Origin of the sequence: Bacteroides sp. Marseille-P3684 (assembly GCF_900291465.1) — a bacterium.
In the GTDB taxonomy this organism is placed as follows: Bacteria; Bacteroidota; Bacteroidia; order Bacteroidales; family Bacteroidaceae; genus Phocaeicola_A.
This window is the reverse complement of record NZ_LT985808.1, coordinates 3,617,079-3,634,885: the sequence shown is the minus strand read 5'-3', so window position 1 is coordinate 3,634,885 and position 17,807 is coordinate 3,617,079. Positions and strand designations below refer to the sequence as shown.

Here is a 17,807-nt window from a genome sequence, read left to right as displayed (position 1 = left end):
GGTATCAATTATTGTGTGTACTTTTGCCGATGTAAACCTACGGATTTATGAAGAACTATTCGCTCAACATACACGGGACGCTCTTTGACCTGTCCGTTCCCCGGGTAATGGGAATCCTCAATGTGACCCCCGATTCTTTCTATGCAGGCAGTCGCAAGCAGACTGAAGACGAAATCCGGCTCCGTTGCCGTCAGATTGTGGAGGAAGGCGCCTCCATCATCGACATCGGTGCCTATTCATCCCGTCCGGATGCCGCACACATCACGGCAGAGGAGGAGATGGAACGGCTGCACCGCGGACTGCGCATCGTGCGTGAGGAGTGCCCCGATGCCATCGTTTCGGTCGACACCTTCCGGGCGGATGTGGCAGAACGCTGCGTCGGTGACTATGGAGTCGGCATCATCAACGACATTGCTGCCGGAGCCATGGACGAGCGGATGTTCGACACGGTCGCCCGCCTGCAGGTGTCCTACATCATGATGCACATGCAGGGTACGCCGCAGACCATGCAGCACGCCCCCCACTACGACTGCCTGATGCGTGAGGTGTTCGTCTACTTTGCCGAACGCATCCACCGTCTGCACGACATGGGGGTGAACGACCTCATCCTCGACCCCGGCTTCGGCTTCGGCAAGACGCTGGAGCACAACTACGAGCTGATGGCACACCTGGAGGAGTTCGTGCGTACGTTTGACCTGCCCCTGCTGGTAGGCATCTCGCGGAAGTCCATGATATATAAGCTGCTGGGCGGGACACCTGCCGACGCCCTCAACGGGACGACCGTCCTGAACACCATCGCCCTGATGAAGGGGGCACACATCCTGCGTGTGCACGACGTCAAGGCAGCCGTCGAGGCCGTACGTCTGGTGGAAGCGATGCGGCAGTCCGCCCTTTCCGCCCCCGAACCATTTACCCGATAAAAGTATCTTAGCCCATGATATTCTCCATTGAAATAAAAGACATCATCGACATTCTCTCGGTAGCCCTCCTGCTTTACTACGCCTACAAGTTCATGAAAGAGTCAGGCTCGGTAAAGATTTTCACAGGCGTCCTTATCTTCATCCTGCTGTGGCTGTTGGTGGCGCAGGTGCTGGAGATGCGTCTGCTGGGAGCCATCTTCGACCAGTTGGTCAAGGTGGGAGCCATCGCCCTCATTATCCTGTTCCAGGACGATGTGCGTCACTTCCTCCAGATGCTGGGTTCCCATGAGAAGGTCAGCCGTCTGTTCCGTCTGCTCACGGGAGGCAAGAAGGAGAAGGTGGAACACTCCGACATCATGCCCATCGTCATGGCGTGCATGAACATGAGCAAGCAGAAGGTCGGTGCCCTCATGGTGTTCGAGCGCAACATCCCCCTCAACGACATCATCCATACGGGCGACACCATCGATGCCAACCTGAACCAGCGTCTCATCGAGAATATCTTCTTCAAGAACAGTCCGCTCCACGACGGTGCCATGATTATCCGCCACAAACGCATCACCGCTGCCGGTTGCATCCTCCCGGTATCGCACAGCCTCGACATCCCCAAGAAGTTGGGCTTGCGCCATCGTGCCGCCCTGGGAGTTTCCCAGCAGACGGACGCACTGGCTGTCATCGTGTCGGAGGAGACAGGTGGCATCTCCATCGCGTTCAAGGGCGAGTTCCACCTGCGTCTGTCCGCCGAGGAGCTGGAGAGCTTCCTCACCCGTGAGCTGAACTGAAAAGCCGCCTGTTAAAAACTAACTCATAATCCTATGAACAAACTGCTGCTTATCATAGACCCTCAGATTGATTTCATAACCGGTACATTGCCTGTCCCTAACGCAGAACAGGCAATGACTGAGTTGGCCGATTATATCCGTGACAATAACGGATGTTATTCACATAAAATCATCACCGCAGACCGTCATCCTTTCAATCATTGTTCCTTCAAGCCTTTTGGCGGCGATTGGCCGCAACACTGCATACATGATACAGCCGGGGCTTCCATCTGGCAACCTCTGATGGAGCCTTTATATCTTACAAAAGGCGAAGTGACATTCCTTTATAAAGGGCAAGAGCCGTCGGTTGAGGAATATTCCATCTTCAAGAACGTTGAGGCAGGAAAGGTTATCCAGGATATTGTGAAGCGAGAGGGGATAGACAGGATTGACATTTGTGGGCTTGCCGGGGATATTTGTGTGCTAAACACGCTCCGGGATGGTATGGAGATGCTAGGCAAAGACTTGTTCAATGTGTTGCAACGTTTTGCTCCTTCATTGGACGGAGGAAAAGCCCTTGATGCTATGATCACACAGTTCGGTTTGTCATGTAGCCGATGACAGTATATATCGGCGATGTCTACCCGCAGGACTTCACCCGCCTGGTGGAGGTTATCAAGGAAATCCGATAAAGACAAGCAGTAGTTAGAATCACGACGTCCCCGCACCGTCCCGTTCCTCCTCCGAGGAAAAGGCGTGCGGGGATTTTTATGCTTATGAATTCCGCTATTTTACGCTTGACAGGTTACGATATAACATTATTTGATGGGGAATAAGAAAAGAATATAGCTTTTAGGTTGGAGATTACAGATAAATCGTGTAATTTTCAGCCGTTAATTCCTAAACTTAATCGTATGAAGAAGTGTTGGTGCGTGCAAAGGCCTTGGGATGTCTGGCTAATCCCGACTGAAAGCGAACCACGTACGACGCATCGTTGGCATGGTACATGAATGCCGGGAAATTCTCCCCGGTCGTTGAGTTGGGATACAGGTTCCTCGATTCACGTACCAAAGGCGTTGCCAACTATGGAGGTGCCTACCTGTCCATCGGATTAAGATATTGAGTTCGGATATACGCCGCACAGGCTTTTGTGCGTGTGGATGCAGAATCCGGTTATAAGTCTGTCTTATAGCCGGATTTTGTATGTTTACAGACCTCACTGTTCCTCCCGTAGTCCGGACTTTGCCCCGGCAAATACAGCCATTCGACAGATGAAACACATTAGTTTGACACACCAAACACAAGTGTTTGACCTGGCAAACATAGTAGTTTGATAGACCTAAGTATAATACTTTGGCAGGCTAAGTATAATACTTTGGCAGGCTAAGTATAATACTTTGATATATCAAACACTTATGTTTGCCGTATCAAAGGCTTGTGTTTGTCCGGTCAAAGGCTTGTGTTTGCACGGTCAAATGCAAATGTCCGGGCGATGTATTCCGTATTACCGGCGGCTGAAAACAGGGTGTCGGGCACGTCTTCTTGCTCCGATGCGCGAAAAAACAGACGGGAAAGCTGTGCTACTCCACCGTGAACACGTAACTTTGCACCTCAAATTGCAAACAATGAAGAATTATCTCTCACGTACGTTTATCTTGACGTTGCTGGTGGTGGTCGCCCTGCTGGGGCTGCATTTCCTGCCTGCCATCACCATCAACGGCTACACCCTCCGTCGGGTCAACCTGCTCTCTGACGTGGAAGTCAAGGAACCGGAACCCGAGTTGCTCGACACAGTCCCCCTGCCTCCTCCCGTCAAACCGGCTTTTGTGGATACCTGCAAGACCGGACTGACCTGCATCGAGGACTATGCCGACTCCACCCAACGGGGCATGAAGCCCTTTTATGAAGCCTTGTCCCACGTCAGCCAACGTCCTGTGCGCATCGCTTACTTCGGCGACTCGTTCATCGAGGCGGATATCCTGACGGGCGACCTGCGCGACCTGTTGCAGGCACGTTACGGCGGTTGCGGGGTAGGCTTTGTTGACATCACGTCCAACACGCACGGCTTCCGTCAGACCGTCCGTCACAACTTCGGCGGATGGCGCACGCGCGGTATACTCGACTCGCTGGGCTATGACCCTGCCCGGCTGGGACTCTCCGGACACTACTTCATTCCCCGTGAAGGGGCGTACGTGGAGGCACAGACTCCGAAGGTGAGCCGCGGACGACTCGACAGCTGCGAGGTGGCGACCATCTTCTTTGAGAACAAGGGTCCCGTGACCCTCACCACCACGGTCAACGGGGTGGATGGAGAGCCCCGGACGGTCGAGGGCAACGGACGTCTGCAGAAACTCGACTGCACCGGCAACATCAAGCGGGTCCGCTGGACCGTGAACCGTGCCGACACGGCAACCTTCTACGGCTTTGCCATGGATGGACGGACGGGTATTGCTGTCGACAACTTCGGAGTGCGCAGCAGCAGCGGACTGACCATGCGCAGCATCCCCATGAGCCGCCTGAGACAGTTCAACGCCTACCGTCCCTATGACCTCATCGTGCTGCAGTTCGGACTGAACGTCGCTACGCCGCGAGGCAGCAACTACGACGGCTACGAACGCGGCATGCTGACCGTCATCGAGCACCTGAAGGAGGCATTCCCGCAGGCAGGCATCCTCGTCGTCGGTGTGGGAGACCGCGAGCACAAGGACGAGGAGGGCAACCTGCGCACGATGCCCGGTGTGAAGAACCTCATCCGTTACCAGCAGACCATCGCCGCCAAGGCAGGTGTGGCGTTCTGGAACCTCTATGACGCCATGGGAGGCGAGGGCAGTATCCGTCGGATGGTCCAGGCAAAGCCTGCCCAGGCGAACCTGGATTATACGCACATCAACTTCCACGGCGGAAAGGTGCTGGCAAAACAACTCTACGAGACTTTGATTTATGGGAAAGAACAATATGACAAACGGAAGGCATACGAGAATGAACAGTAGACTGTGGCTGTGGCTCCTCCTGCTGGGCTGTGCCGTGGGGGCGACAGCACAGGACCGGATTCCCGACCGTCTGTCACCGCAGGACACGTTGCGGAATCCCGTCCTCCACGTGCAGCACGGGACGGCTCCCCTGCATGACCCGGTGACGGTCGGCAATTCACTGCCCCGGACGTTTCGCAATGCCGGGACGAACTGCATCCTCCGCGCCGAACAACTTTCACCCTTCTTCGAGAAGCTCTGTCAGGGGACGGAGCCTGTGCGCATCGTCCAGCTGGGCGATTCGCATGTGCGGGGACACATGTTCTCCGTGGCTGCACGCCATACACTCGAAGCGGCATGGGGCAGCCAGGCGGTCCATCCCGATGCCATCACCTACCAGACGACTGCCCTCGCCCGTGAGACCGGGGCACCGGGACTGGTCTATCACGCCATCGGCATCAACGGCGCCACCGCTGCCGAGTTCTGCAACACGGAACAGATGGACAAGGTGGCCTCGCTCATGCCCGACCTCGTCATCCTGTCGTTCGGCACGAACGAGAGCCACAACCGGCGTTACGACCCCGTGGAGCACTATGCACAGATGGATGCCCTGCTCACCCTGCTCCGTCACTATGTGCCCGATGCGGAGGTGATGCTGACCACTCCACCCGGTTCCTACGTCCGTGCCAGCCGTCGCCGGCGTATCATCAACCCGCGGACGGCAAAGGCGGTGGACACCATCCTGGAGTTTGCCGAAGCACGCGACCTGCCCGTGTGGGACCTGTACAACCTGGCAGGAGGGGCACGCAGCGCGTGTGCCAACTGGAGAACCAACCGCCTGATGCAGCGTGACCAAGTGCACTTCACCCATCAAGGCTATACCATTCAAGGAAACCTATTGGGCGAAGCCCTCTTAAAAGCATTCAATGACTATGTGGCAAATTGATATGAACCGTCTGTGCGACGTGCTGACTTACGACGCGCAGCAACCGATGATTTTCAGCAGCGGACTCTTCCTGTTCCTCTTCCTGGGCTTCAGCCTGGTCTATCTGCTGTTGAAGAAGACCACGACCCTGCGCCTGCTGTTTGTGGTGCTCTTCTCCTACTATTTCTACTACAAGAGCAGCGGGACCTACTTCTTCCTGCTGGCAGTGGTCACGCTGAGCGACTTCACGCTGGCACGGCTCATGGAACGGACGGAACGCAAGGGGGCACGCCGCGCCCTGCTCATCACCAGTCTGTGCATCAACCTGGGACTGCTGTGCTACTTCAAGTACACCAACTTCTTCTACGAGATGCTGGCTCCGTTGTGGGGCGGTCAGTTCCATGCCCTCGACATCTTCCTTCCGGTGGGCATCTCGTTCTTCACCTTCCAGTCGCTGAGCTATACGCTCGACGTCTACCGGGGCGAGCTGAAGGCGTTGCGCAATCCGCTCGACTATGCCTTCTTCGTGTCCTTCTTCCCGCAGCTGGTGGCAGGCCCCATCGTCCGTGCCCGTGACTTCATTCCGCAGATACGCCGTCCGGTAGTGGTGACTCCCGAGATGTTCGGACGCGGTGTCTACTTCATCGCTGCCGGTCTGTTCAAGAAGGCCATCCTCTCGGACTACATCAGCGTGAACTTCGTGGAGCGCATCTTCGACAACCCCGGCTTGTATTCGGGCATCGAGAACCTCTTCGGCGTCTATGGCTATGCCCTGCAAATCTACTGCGACTTCTCGGGCTACAGCGATATGGCTATCGGTCTGGCCCTGTTGCTGGGCTTTCATTTCCCGCTCAACTTCCGTTCGCCCTACAAGGCTTCGTCCATCACGGAGTTCTGGCACCGCTGGCACATCTCGCTGTCGACCTGGCTGCGCGACTACCTCTACATCTCGATGGGAGGCAACCGCCGCGGGAAGCTGCGCACCTACTTCAACCTCTTCATGACCATGCTGCTGGGCGGACTGTGGCACGGCGCATCGTGGAACTTCGTGTTCTGGGGTGCCATCCACGGCATTGCACTGGCGCTCCATAAGTTCTGGCGAAGCCTGCTCGGACGCGACAAGCACTACCAGAGCCGGGGCATCCGACGAGTCCTGGGCATCCTGCTGACGTTCCACCTCGTGTGCCTCTGCTGGATATTCTTCCGCAACAGCACCTTTGAAGCCTCGTGGACGATGATTCACCAGATTGTCGCCAACTTCCAGCCCCAGCTCTTCGGTCAACTCGTGGACGGCTACAAGATGGTATTTGCCTTCATGGCAGTCGGCTTTGTGCTCCATTTCCTGCCCGACCGTTGGGAGGAGGCATGCCAGCGCGGTGTCATCCGTCTGCCGCTCGTGGCACAGGCGCTCCTGCTCATTCTCATCATCTACGTGGTCATCCAGGTGAAGACGAGCGACATCCAGCCGTTCATCTACTTCCAGTTCTGACGGAAGGCGGACGCCGTGCAGATTCTTCTTGCACTTTGTCCGGTTTGCGCACCGTCGTATCATGAATTTGCGTAAGTTTGCGCCCGAATTCAAGAATCAAGTCATTATGGACCTCGTATCGCTTTATGAAATATTCCGCTCCCATCCGCAGGTGACGACCGACAGCCGTCACTGCCCGGAGGGGAGTCTGTTTTTTGCCCTCAAAGGCGCTTCGTTCGACGGCAACGCCTTTGCCAAGTCCGCTTTGGAACAGGGCTGTGCCTATGCCGTGATTGACAATCCGGCTTATGCCGATGCTGCCGACGGACGGCTAATCCTGGTGGACGATGTGCTCTCCACTCTCCAGCAGCTGGCGAATTATCACCGCCGTCAGTTGGGCACACGCATCATCGGCATTACAGGCACGAACGGCAAGACCACGACCAAGGAACTGATTGCCCACGTGCTGATGCAACGCTTCCGTGTGCTCTATACGCAGGGCAACCTGAACAACCAGATTGGTGTGCCGCTGACCTTGCTCCGTCTCACGGCAGACGACGAACTGGCTGTGGTGGAGATGGGGGCGAACCATCCGGGTGACATCCGGGAACTGGTGAACATCGTCGAGCCGGATTATGGCATCATCACCAACGTCGGGAAGGCTCACCTGCAAGGCTTCGGCTCCTTCGAAGGGGTCATCCGCACGAAGGGTGAACTGTATGATTTCCTGCGGACGCGTCCGCAGTCAGTCATCTTCCTGCACAACGACAATCCCTACCTGGCGCGTATCGCCGACGGACTGGAGGCAGTGCGCTACGGACGTCCGCAGACCGACGGACAGCAACCTGCCGTCTGCGGTGAAGTGGTGGAGTGCTCCCCCTTCCTGCACTTCCGTTGGCAGAGCGGGGGAGAGGAGTGGCACCACGTTGCCACCCACCTCATCGGGGCATACAATGTGGACAACCTGCTGGCAGCCGTCACCATCGGACGCTACTTCGGTGTGCCGTCCGACCGCATCGATGCAGCCCTGGAGGCCTATGTGCCGAGCAATAATCGTTCCCAGCTGGAGCAGACAGCGCACAACCACCTGATTATCGACGCCTACAACGCCAACCCGACAAGTATGGCAGCCGCGTTGGACAACTTCCGTCAGATGACCGTATCGCCGAAGATGGTCATCCTGGGTGCCATGAAGGAACTGGGCGAGTACAGTGCCCGGGAACACCGGGCGGTGGCAGAGGCTGTGTCGGCTGACGGCTTCGACCGGGTGTGGCTGGTCGGTGAGGAGTTTGCCGACGCTGTTCCTCCCAAAGCACGCTTCTTCCGTACGGCGGACGAGGTCATCGAGGCATTGAAACAGGAACCCCTGTCCGGCTATTACGTCTTGATCAAGGGTTCGAACAGCATGAAGCTGGCTTCCGTCGTTCCCTACCTGTAACCAACGCATACCTATATAAAGAGGGTGCATCAAGGGAGAGCCGTCGGCTCACTTTGATGCACCCTCTTGCTGTATCAGCAGGGCTGTTGTCCCTCAGACAGGCTTAGTCACGATAGCCCGGATTCTGGTAGGCCTTCTTCTCATCGGCACTCATCTCCATGCCGTCCAGCTGTCCTTGCGGAATGGGGCGGAGGTAGTGGAAGGGCTTGATGGTGCGCTGATGCGTCTTCGGCGTGTGGTCCGTCTTGACGTTGTATCCCTGTTCGGGCAGTTTGCCGCAGATGGTGTAGGTGTCGGCATACTCGTTCCACTTCTGCGTACGCACCAGGTCGAACCAGCGGTAGCCTTCACCGAAGAACTCGCGGCTGCGCTCGTCGAGGATGTAGTTGATGTCGATGGTCGCCGGGGTTGCTGCCACCATCTCGGCACTGAAGTCACGGTCGACCTCCTTGTATTCCGCGTTGCTGTACGTCCACCGTCCGGCACGTGCACGGAGCACATTCACCAGGTCACGGGCAGTCTTCCCGGCTTGTGTCCGGGCTCCCTCGACGGCAGCTTCGGCTGCCAGCAGGTAGAGTTCGGAGAACTTGGCGATGTTATACGGACGGGTACTTCCGGCGTTCGGTTGTCCGGGTCCCGAACCATTGTCAGTGCGGTACGGGCCGAGCTTCCACAGTCCCGGATAGGCATAGCGGCTGACCTTGTCCAGTCCCAATACCCAGTCGGCACGTCCCGGCAGTGTCCCTGCACCCAGGTTGTTCTGCTTGGCTGCCTCTTCCGAGTAGTTTACCTTGTCCATGTCTTCTGCTACGAACGAGAAGACAGGTTCCCGCTCTTTCACCTGCATGCCGTTGGCATTGGGGACTGACTCCCAGGTCTTCCCGTTCGTCGACCAGTTGCCGCGGTAGACGGTGGTAAACGTTCCGTCGAAGCGCGAGTCGTGCGTCTTGTCGGCAAAGGTATGGGTGAAGACTCCCTGGGGCGGTGCCATGCGGTTCCACGGACGACCGTAGCTTTGTTCGGCAGTACGGATGAGCACGGACTTGCCGTCGGATGAACGTGCGTCGGTGTAGTTCCAGTTCACCATCCAGCCGGCGAAGTTGTCGGGTGCACCGCCGCTGCCGTAGCTGAGACTTCCGCCGTTGTAGTACTCGTCCTCCTGCGTGTGGTCGGCATAGAGGAGAATCTCGTTGTTGCGGTCGTTCGGTCCGGCATTGACCTGCCAGAAGCTCTCCTGCAAGCCGAAGGGACCGGGGTTCTCGATGGCCTTCACCGCCACATCATACGCCTGCTGGAAATACCAGGCGGCATCGTGTCCGTCGGGGTCTGTACGCGGACACTCCGGATAGGTTGGTATCTGGTTGGGGTTCTTCAGCCACCAGGCATAAGTCAGGTACGCCTTCGAGAGGTAGAGCCGTGCGACGGTCTTGGTGACGCCGCCTTTCACGCGTGGCTGTTCAGGCAGGTTCTCGACCGCTTTCAGCAGGTCCGGGAAGATGGCTTTCGTGTAGACTTCGGGCACGGTGTTCCGCACCGAGACGCGGTTGGGGTTAATGTTGAACTTCAATTCACCGGCTCCCATATCAAGAGGCACACCGCCGAAGGTCTGCACGAGCAGGAAGTAGTCGAAGGCGCGGAAGAAGCGTGCCTCCGAAACCAATGCTTCGGAGATGCCCACGGAAGCGCCGTTCTCGATGACGCCGTTGGCCGTGTTGATGTTGGAGAAGGCAGTTCCCCACAAGGCGTCGCTCCGGCTGGTCGATGCCGTCAGGTTGCCGACGCCCGAGAGGTCGGCGTCCTTGAAGTTGCCGTCGGCACTGAAGCCATAGGTAGCTTCGTCCGTACCGGTCTGGCAGGAGTTGTAGTAGTAGGCTTGTCCGTAGATGTAGCGCAGGTGGGCATACATGGAGGTGATGCCTCCCTCGACACCTTTTTCCGTCTTGAAGAACGACGGGTCGTAGGTGCTGCGCGGTTGCTCGTCGAGGATGTCCGAGCAGGAGGTCGTCAGTGAGAGGGCAAGGAATGCCGTTCCCAACAGACGGGCGGGGATGGATATGCTTTTCATTGTCATGCTTCGTTAGAATGTTAAGTTAATACCGAATAAGAAGTTGCGGGTCGACGGTGAGTTGGTACCCACGGTCAGGAAACGGTGTTGGATGGCACCGGTCACTGCCACGTTCTCGTCGCCGTACGAATTGGTTTCCGGGTCAAGTCCGGTCTCCTTGTGGAAGGGAGAGCAGATGACGAACGGGTTCTGTACCGACAGGTAGGCACGCAGGCTCTGGAGACCGATGCGCTCTACCCACTTCTGATGGTCGAAGTTGTAGCCCAGCGTGATGTTGCGCACCTTCCAGTAGGAGGCGTCGAAGAGTCCCAGCGTGCTGCCGTATTTCGGGTTGTCGCTGCTGTTGATACCGCCGGGCTTGGGATAGTTGGCGTTCTTGTTCTCAGGCGTCCAGTAGTCTACGTCGACTTGTCCGCGACGTCCGGAGAGCATGTTCAGGTAACCGCTGGAGTGGTGCAGCGTGCTGATGAGCTTGCCGCCGTAACGGAAGGCGGTGATGATGTTCAGGTCGAAGTCCTTGTAGGAGACGCGTGTACTGAATCCGCCTTGGAACTTGGGCTCCATGCTGATGATTTGGCGGTCGGCAGGTCCGATGGCACGCAGCGGCTTGCCCGTCTCGTCACGCTCGCCGGTGTATTTCACCTTAATCATACCTTCGTTGCCGCCCGGCTCCAGGATGTTGAGGTATTGGAAGTCGGGGTCGTCGCTGTTCCACAGACCGACCTTCTCGTAGTCATAGATACAGTCGATGGGATAACCGACGAACCAGTTGTTGGGCTCGTCCCGGTCAGCCCCCGAAGCGAGGGACGTCAGCTTGTTCCGGTTAGCCGAGAGGTTGAGGCTGGCATCCCATGACCAGCCGTTGCGGTTCTCCAGGATGATGCCGTTCAATGTCAGTTCGACACCGCGGTTGCGAGTCTTGCCCACGTTTGCCATGTAGCGTTCCACGCCGGAGGTGGAAGGCAGGCTGACGCTCTGCAGCAGGTCGGTGGTGTTCTGGATATAGTATTCCAATGTTCCCGACAGTCTGCCGCCCAACAGGGTGAAGTCCAGACCGAAGTTCCAGGTCGAGGAGTACTCCCAGCCCAGCTCGGCGTTCGGCAGTTCCGACACGAACTTGCCGGTGGCATAGCCCGTAGGACCGAAGTTATACGGACGGGTGGCAAGCCGTCCCCAGGTCTTGTATGGGTCGACTGCCTGGTTGGAGGTCTGTCCGTAACCGACGCGGAGTTTCAGGGCATCGAGCCACTTCACGTTGTCCATGAATTCCTCCTGACGGATGTTCCATCCTGCGGAGACTGCCGGATAGGTGTGCCATTGGTGCCCTTTTGCCAGGCGGGAGGATGCGTCGGCACGTACGGTCGCCATCAGCATGTAACGGTTGTCGTAGGTGTACATCACACGTCCCATCCACGACATCAGTCCGCTCTTCTGGTAGTCCCACTTGGAAGGGTCGACGGTGATGGTGCTCTCGGCACGTCCGATGTTGTAGAACTGGAAATACTCGGCAGGGATGTCACGTCCGGCAATGTGCGAAATGGTATAGACGGTCTGTTCCGCTGAATACATGCCCACCACGTTCAGCTGATGCTTGCCGAAGGTGTGGTCGTAGGTCAGAAGGTTCTCCACGGTCCAGTTGGTAGTCTCCTTATGTTCGAGCGAAGCCGTCGACGGGGTGTCTGCCGTGGTGCTGTTGACCCCTTCTCCGGTGAAGGTTCCGTTCTTGCTCGAACGGTAGTTCAATCCGATGTTGATGCGATATTTGAGGCCTTCCCATGCGCCCTTTCCCGGGAACTTGACCTCTCCGAAAAGGTTGTTGTAGGTACCGAATCCTTCCGTCCGGTTAATCCAACTGTCAGACAGACCCTCCACGACGCTCCGTGTCAGGACGAATGCCTCGTCCTGGCTGTTGTATTTCACCGTCCGCTTCAAGCTTCCGTCTTCGTTGTACGGATTGGTGAGCGGCGTGGCAGCCAGCACCCCGTAGAGTCCGATGTTCTGTCCCTTCGTCACGTTGTAGTTGGTATTGCTGACGAGTCCGAAACGGAAATACTCGCCCACACCCTGGTCAAATGAGCCCCGGACGGAGTAACGCGTATAGTTCTGTGTCGGGATTACGCCCTGGTCCTTGTAGTAGGCAGCACCGAAGCTGTATCCTCCGCGTTGGGTACCACCGGCAACACTGATGTCGTGGCTGTTGACATAACCGTTGCGGAACATCAGGTCCTGCCAGTCCGTGTCCGTGTCATCCGACTCGTCGACGGAATTCTCGAACTTGCCCGCCATCTTGCGCATCTCGGCAAACTTCTGTCCGTGCATCATCGGGTATTTGGAGAACACCTTCTTCATGCCCACATAGCCATTGTATGTGAACTTGGCAGGCGTGCCTTGCGTGCCCTTGTGGGTTGTGATGATGATGACACCGTTCGCACCGCGTGAACCGTAAATAGCTGTCGACGAAGCATCCTTCAGGATGTCCAGGCTCTTGATGTCGCTCGGGTTGATGTCCGACAGGTTGCCCATGAAGGGGATTCCGTCCAGCACGATCAGCGGGTCGTTGCTCGCATTCAGCGAACGCGTACCACGGATACGTATCTGCATCGAAGCTCCCGGAGCCGAGGACGTCTGTGCCATGTCGACACCTGCCACCCGGTTCTGCAAGGCGTACGTCACGTTGGTTGCCGGCATCTCGCGCAGCTTGTCACCATCCACCGAGGCGATGGAACCGGTCACGTCGCTGCGGCGTGCGCTACCATAACCGATGACGACGACCTCTTCCAGCGCTTTGGAATCTTCCTGCAAGGTGATGTTGAAGGTTGTTTTTCCACCGACGGACACTTCCTCTGAGCGGAACCCGACGAAAGACACCTGCAGGATGGCGTCTTTCCCGGACACTTTCAGTGTAAAGTTGCCGTCCAGGTCCGTGATTGTCCCGTTTGTCGTACCTTTTTCGAGGACGTTGGCACCAATGATGCTCTCACCATTGGAATCTTTGACAACGCCCTTCACGGTCAGACTCTGTGCATAGGTCCACAGAGAAATGAGGCTGAACAGTACCAGCAGCCCCACTGCCTTTAAATTCATGGCATTTTTCATTGAAATGGTTGTTTAGGTTGTTAAATAATTAGTTACTTGTCAAGGATGGAAAAGAAGACTGGTTGCTTTTGCATGTGTAGGGATTTTTTCTTTTAATTCAGGGTTCAATAGGTTTGAAAGCTCTTGTCTCTTTTCTATCCCGGTTGCAATATTGGCAAGTTTCCCCGATGTCTCCAAACATTTTTGTTCACTTTTTGCTGCCTTTTTTCACGTTGAAATTTGCAATATTACTCAGCAGCTACCCCTTCTTGTCGAAATGATACACATGATTTTAGCGTTTTTATTATCAGTTTATCCGACGCATCCTTCCTCCTTGTCTCATAATATGTAGGACCCGAATCGTGCATCTGTGGAATGCCGCTTCGCTTTCGTTGGGCTTATTGTATATTCATACGAAAAGCCTTCTGTGAGGTTTTCCGAGCTCCTTTTCTGTTTTCAGGCAGCAGCCGTCTCCTTCCTTTCCTCTGCTGTGTTTTTTATCGGACGGAAGCCTTGTCTTCTGCTGACGGTAGTGCATTGTATATATTTTTGTGCCCATCCTTGTTCGTTTTCTGAAGGTTCCTTTTAGCGGATGAAAGTTGAAAAATCCTGAATGATTCTTCGCGAGATTCGTTTCTCGTCATCCCTTTCCTCCTCTTTCCCTGTTTTTAGCGGACGCCCGTCCTATCATCTGTCGTTTTGCCATGCTTTTAGCCTCTTCACAATACAGAAACATCAAAATCCCCCTTTCTCGCTAACTCGTCCTTTTCGAAAATCCGGTAATCTGGAGACGAAAGGTGAATGATTGCAAACGAAACGCCGGAAAAATGCCCTTCATTTTAGAAAACTATACATTTCATTTTCGAAAAACAGACAAAACGTGCCCGGAACAATATTGTTTCGCGCGCCAAACAATATAGTTTGCCGCCTCAAACAATATAGTTTCACCTCCCAAACACAATTGTTTCGTGCCCGGAAGTCAAATCTTTGGAAAACGGAAGTAAAAAGAAGTGAGTTTCACTCTCTAGAAGAAGGGTGCTGTCAACAAATCGGAAGGTAATAAAAAGGAACCCATTAGGAACAGAAAACAGAAAAAGGACATCCATCCGTTCCCAACACCCTCCGGAATGTTGTTCCGACACCCCTGTCTGCATCAATTTGTATTTTGCGAATCGCCCGAGAAGGCCCTCCGAATCCACCAAATCGTATTTTGGTGCGAGGAAAGACATTGTAGCCCCCTTCGTTTGACATTTTGTCAAAACGCAATTCCGGAATGTCCACCACACGAATGTAGGGGCGACCGGTCTGGTCGCCCGGTCCAACAACGCCCGACCCAATAACGGTGGTCCATCAATGAATGGTCCAATAACGCCGGGTCCAATAACGGATGGTCTATGTAATGCACATTCCATAAACACCCGTTTCATCACCCCCCCCCCAATTACCAACAAATAATATTGTCCCCCATAATAACGGGCAATAAGGATTGGACCGGGCGACCCGACCGGTCGCCCCTACATTATTATATGTATCTCCCATACCCGCCAATTCTGTAATTCCCTTTTAAAATGTAAACAAACGCAAACAAACATCCTGCTCTCTCCATCCCAATCCACCATTCCCCGCCCGTTTTCCCGTCACATCCACGAAACAATCCCCGAAAAACATGTTGTAAAACATATCTGTTAATGAAACCTTTAGGAGAAAGCCTCAAAAAATATTCAAAAAAAGTGCGTAGAATGTTTGGAGGGAATACCCAAAAGCTCTACCTTTGCATCCGCTTTCGATAAGGAAAGCCGCTGCAAAGCGTTAGATACTTGAAAAGAATGCAACAAACAGACAAGTAGTACAAGAGCTCTGCTGATGGTTTAAAATCAGCGGAATGGGTATGAAAGGTCAACGTCAAAACCTGGACAATAAGTCAAAAGGAAATCGGAAATCCGGGCAAAAGAGATTAAAGAAATTCATTACAATGAAGAGTTTGATCCTGGCTCAGGATGAACGCTAGCTACAGGCTTAACACATGCAAGTCGCGGGGCAGCATAGGGTTTCAGCAATGAAATTCGGATGGCGACCGGCGCACGGGTGAGTAACACGTATCCAACCTGCCCTTTACTCGGGGATAGCCTTGCGAAAGTAAGATTAATACCCGATGGCATTGGATTTCCGCATGGGGATTCAATTAAAGGTGCGAACCGGTAAAGGATGGGGATGCGTTCCATTAGGCAGTAGGCGGGGTAACGGCCCACCTAACCGACGATGGATAGGGGTTCTGAGAGGAAGGTCCCCCACATTGGAACTGAGACACGGTCCAAACTCCTACGGGAGGCAGCAGTGAGGAATATTGGTCAATGGGCGCGAGCCTGAACCAGCCAAGTAGCGTGAAGGATGACTGCCCTATGGGTTGTAAACTTCTTTTATAAGGGAATAAAGTCGCTTACGTGTAGGTGTTTGTATGTACCTTATGAATAAGCATCGGCTAACTCCGTGCCAGCAGCCGCGGTAATACGGAGGATGCGAGCGTTATCCGGATTTATTGGGTTTAAAGGGAGCGTAGATGGGCTTTTAAGTCAGTTGTGAAATTCTGCGGCTCAACCGTAGGACTGCAGTTGAAACTGGGAGCCTTGAGTGCAGTTGAGGTGCATGGAATTCGTGGTGTAGCGGTGAAATGCTTAGATATCACGAAGAACTCCGATTGCGAAGGCAGTGCACCAAGCTGTAACTGACATTGATGCTCGAAAGTGTGGGTATCAAACAGGATTAGATACCCTGGTAGTCCACACGGTAAACGATGAATACTCGCTGTTGGCGATACAATGTCAGCGGCCAAGCGAAAGCATTAAGTATTCCACCTGGGGAGTACGCCGGCAACGGTGAAACTCAAAGGAATTGACGGGGGCCCGCACAAGCGGAGGAACATGTGGTTTAATTCGATGATACGCGAGGAACCTTACCCGGGCTTGAACTGCAACCGAATGTCGCGGAAACGCGACAGCTAGCAATAGCGGTTGTGGAGGTGCTGCATGGTTGTCGTCAGCTCGTGCCGTGAGGTGTCGGCTTAAGTGCCATAACGAGCGCAACCCTTGCCGGCAGTTGCCATCAGGTAATGCTGGGGACTCTGCCGGGACTGCCATCGTAAGATGCGAGGAAGGTGGGGATGACGTCAAATCAGCACGGCCCTTACGTCCGGGGCTACACACGTGTTACAATGGGGGGTACAGAAGGCCGCTACCTGGCGACAGGATGCCAATCCCGAAAACCCCTCCCAGTTCGGACTGGAGCCTGCAACCCGGCTCCACGAAGCTGGATTCGCTAGTAATCGCGCATCAGCCATGGCGCGGTGAATACGTTCCCGGGCCTTGTACACACCGCCCGTCAAGCCATGGGAGCCGGGGGTACCTGAAGAACGTAACCGCGAGGGTCGTCCTAGGGTAAAACCGGTGACTGGGGCTAAGTCGTAACAAGGTAGCCGTACCGGAAGGTGCGGCTGGAACACCTCCTTTCTGGAGCTTCAGGATTCCGATAGGATGGAGACCTTTCTATCCGGTCTTGTACTGCTGATGTTTGTTTGTAAAGATATGAAGGAGAACCAGAGAAGCCGGGCATTGTCCGGGCAGATTGAGGTTAGACTGACAGTCCTATAGTTCAGTTGGTTAGAGCGCTACACTGATAATGTAGAGGTCGGCAGTTCAACTCTGCCTGGGACTACTCCGAAAAAAAAAGTCCGGGCATCCGCTTGCGGAACGTACAGAAAAGCGTACCTTTGCCGCCCGGAAAACGAAGGGGGATTAGCTCAGCTGGCTAGAGCACCTGCTTTGCAAGCAGGGGGTCAACGGTTCGAATCCGTTATTCTCCACAGTCCAGAATTGTCAATTGTCCATTATCAATTGTCAATTGGAAGAAGATCTTTGACATGTTGTACAAACCCAATAACAGTAAGACGCAAGAGCCAAGAGTATAATCCGTAGCGGTAGCAATACCGCAAGACGGAAAGGAAGTAGATAAGGGCACATGGTGGATGCCTAGGCTCTCGGAGGCGATGAAGGACGTGATAAGCTGCGAAAAGCCGCGGTGAGGTGCAAATGACCTTTGACCCGCGGATCTCCGAATGGGACAACCCGGTGTCCTGAAGGGACATCATCTGTCAATGACAGAGGCTAACGCAGGGAACTGAAACATCTTAGTA

9 protein-coding genes, 2 tRNA genes and 2 rRNA genes (1 of these 13 only partly in view) are annotated in these 17,807 nt (G+C 54.9%); 11 read left to right on the top strand and 2 right to left on the bottom strand.

The annotated features are described in order from the left end of the window. Window positions 1-47 precede the first annotated feature (47 nt). The 7 genes from folP (at window position 48) to murF (ending at window position 8,481) form a co-directional block, all read left to right on the top strand. Window positions 48-920 (top strand): dihydropteroate synthase, encoded by an 873-nt coding sequence (folP, locus tag C8275_RS14245; protein ID WP_106625646.1) that lies wholly within the window; start codon window positions 48-50, stop codon window positions 918-920. 14 nt (window positions 921-934) lie between these two features. Next, a complete protein-coding gene (gene cdaA / locus C8275_RS14240; protein WP_106625645.1) occupies window positions 935-1,702 on the top strand; it encodes a diadenylate cyclase CdaA in 768 nt (255 codons plus the stop codon). A 33-nt stretch (window positions 1,703-1,735) separates the two neighbouring features. Further along, the gene (locus C8275_RS14235; RefSeq protein ID WP_106625644.1) at window positions 1,736-2,302 is read left to right on the top strand and encodes an isochorismatase family protein; all 567 of its coding nucleotides are present in this window, start codon (window positions 1,736-1,738) and stop codon (window positions 2,300-2,302) included. A 1,004-nt stretch (window positions 2,303-3,306) separates the two neighbouring features. Further along, window positions 3,307-4,671: an SGNH/GDSL hydrolase family protein gene (locus tag C8275_RS14230; protein ID WP_022384071.1), complete on the top strand. Its 1,365-nt coding sequence runs from the start codon at window positions 3,307-3,309 to the stop codon at window positions 4,669-4,671. Then, window positions 4,661-5,596: a GDSL-type esterase/lipase family protein gene (locus tag C8275_RS14225; RefSeq protein ID WP_157948295.1), complete on the top strand. Its 936-nt coding sequence runs from the start codon at window positions 4,661-4,663 to the stop codon at window positions 5,594-5,596. Before C8275_RS14230 ends, C8275_RS14225 begins: the two co-directional genes overlap by 11 nt. Then, window positions 5,577-7,064, top strand: a complete 1,488-nt coding sequence (locus C8275_RS14220) for an MBOAT family protein (RefSeq protein WP_106625642.1) — start codon at window positions 5,577-5,579, stop codon at window positions 7,062-7,064. The genes C8275_RS14225 and C8275_RS14220 overlap by 20 nt, the downstream gene beginning before the upstream one ends. Before the next feature lie 106 nt (window positions 7,065-7,170). Continuing rightward, entirely contained in the window at window positions 7,171-8,481 is a 1,311-nt protein-coding gene (gene murF, locus C8275_RS14215) for a UDP-N-acetylmuramoyl-tripeptide--D-alanyl-D-alanine ligase (RefSeq protein WP_106625851.1), read from the top strand. 103 nt (window positions 8,482-8,584) lie between these two features. Here murF and C8275_RS14210 read toward each other — a convergent pair whose 3' ends face one another. Together C8275_RS14210 and C8275_RS14205 are read right to left on the bottom strand one after the other, a co-directional pair. Further along, a complete protein-coding gene (locus tag C8275_RS14210; protein ID WP_106625641.1) occupies window positions 8,585-10,552 on the bottom strand; it encodes a RagB/SusD family nutrient uptake outer membrane protein in 1,968 nt (655 codons plus the stop codon). Window positions 10,553-10,558: 6 nt separating this feature from the next. Beyond that, on the bottom strand, window positions 10,559-13,642 hold the full coding sequence (locus C8275_RS14205) for a TonB-dependent receptor (protein WP_106625640.1): 3,084 nt from the start codon (window positions 13,640-13,642) through the stop codon (window positions 10,559-10,561). A gap of 1,948 nt (window positions 13,643-15,590) precedes the next feature. On the opposite strand from C8275_RS14205, the gene C8275_RS14195 reads away from it, so the two are divergent. The 4 genes from C8275_RS14195 to C8275_RS14180 form a co-directional block, all read left to right on the top strand. Beyond that, window positions 15,591-17,124: ribosomal RNA gene (locus tag C8275_RS14195) — 16S ribosomal RNA — on the top strand. Between the two features lie 131 nt (window positions 17,125-17,255). Beyond that, window positions 17,256-17,329 (top strand) — tRNA-Ile (locus C8275_RS14190). Window positions 17,330-17,403: 74 nt separating this feature from the next. Further along, window positions 17,404-17,477, top strand: a tRNA-Ala gene (locus C8275_RS14185). A 135-nt stretch (window positions 17,478-17,612) separates the two neighbouring features. Next, window positions 17,613-17,807, top strand: a 23S ribosomal RNA gene (locus C8275_RS14180); it runs 2,664 nt beyond the window's last position. The 16S and 23S rRNA genes sit together here with 2 tRNA genes alongside, the layout of an rRNA operon.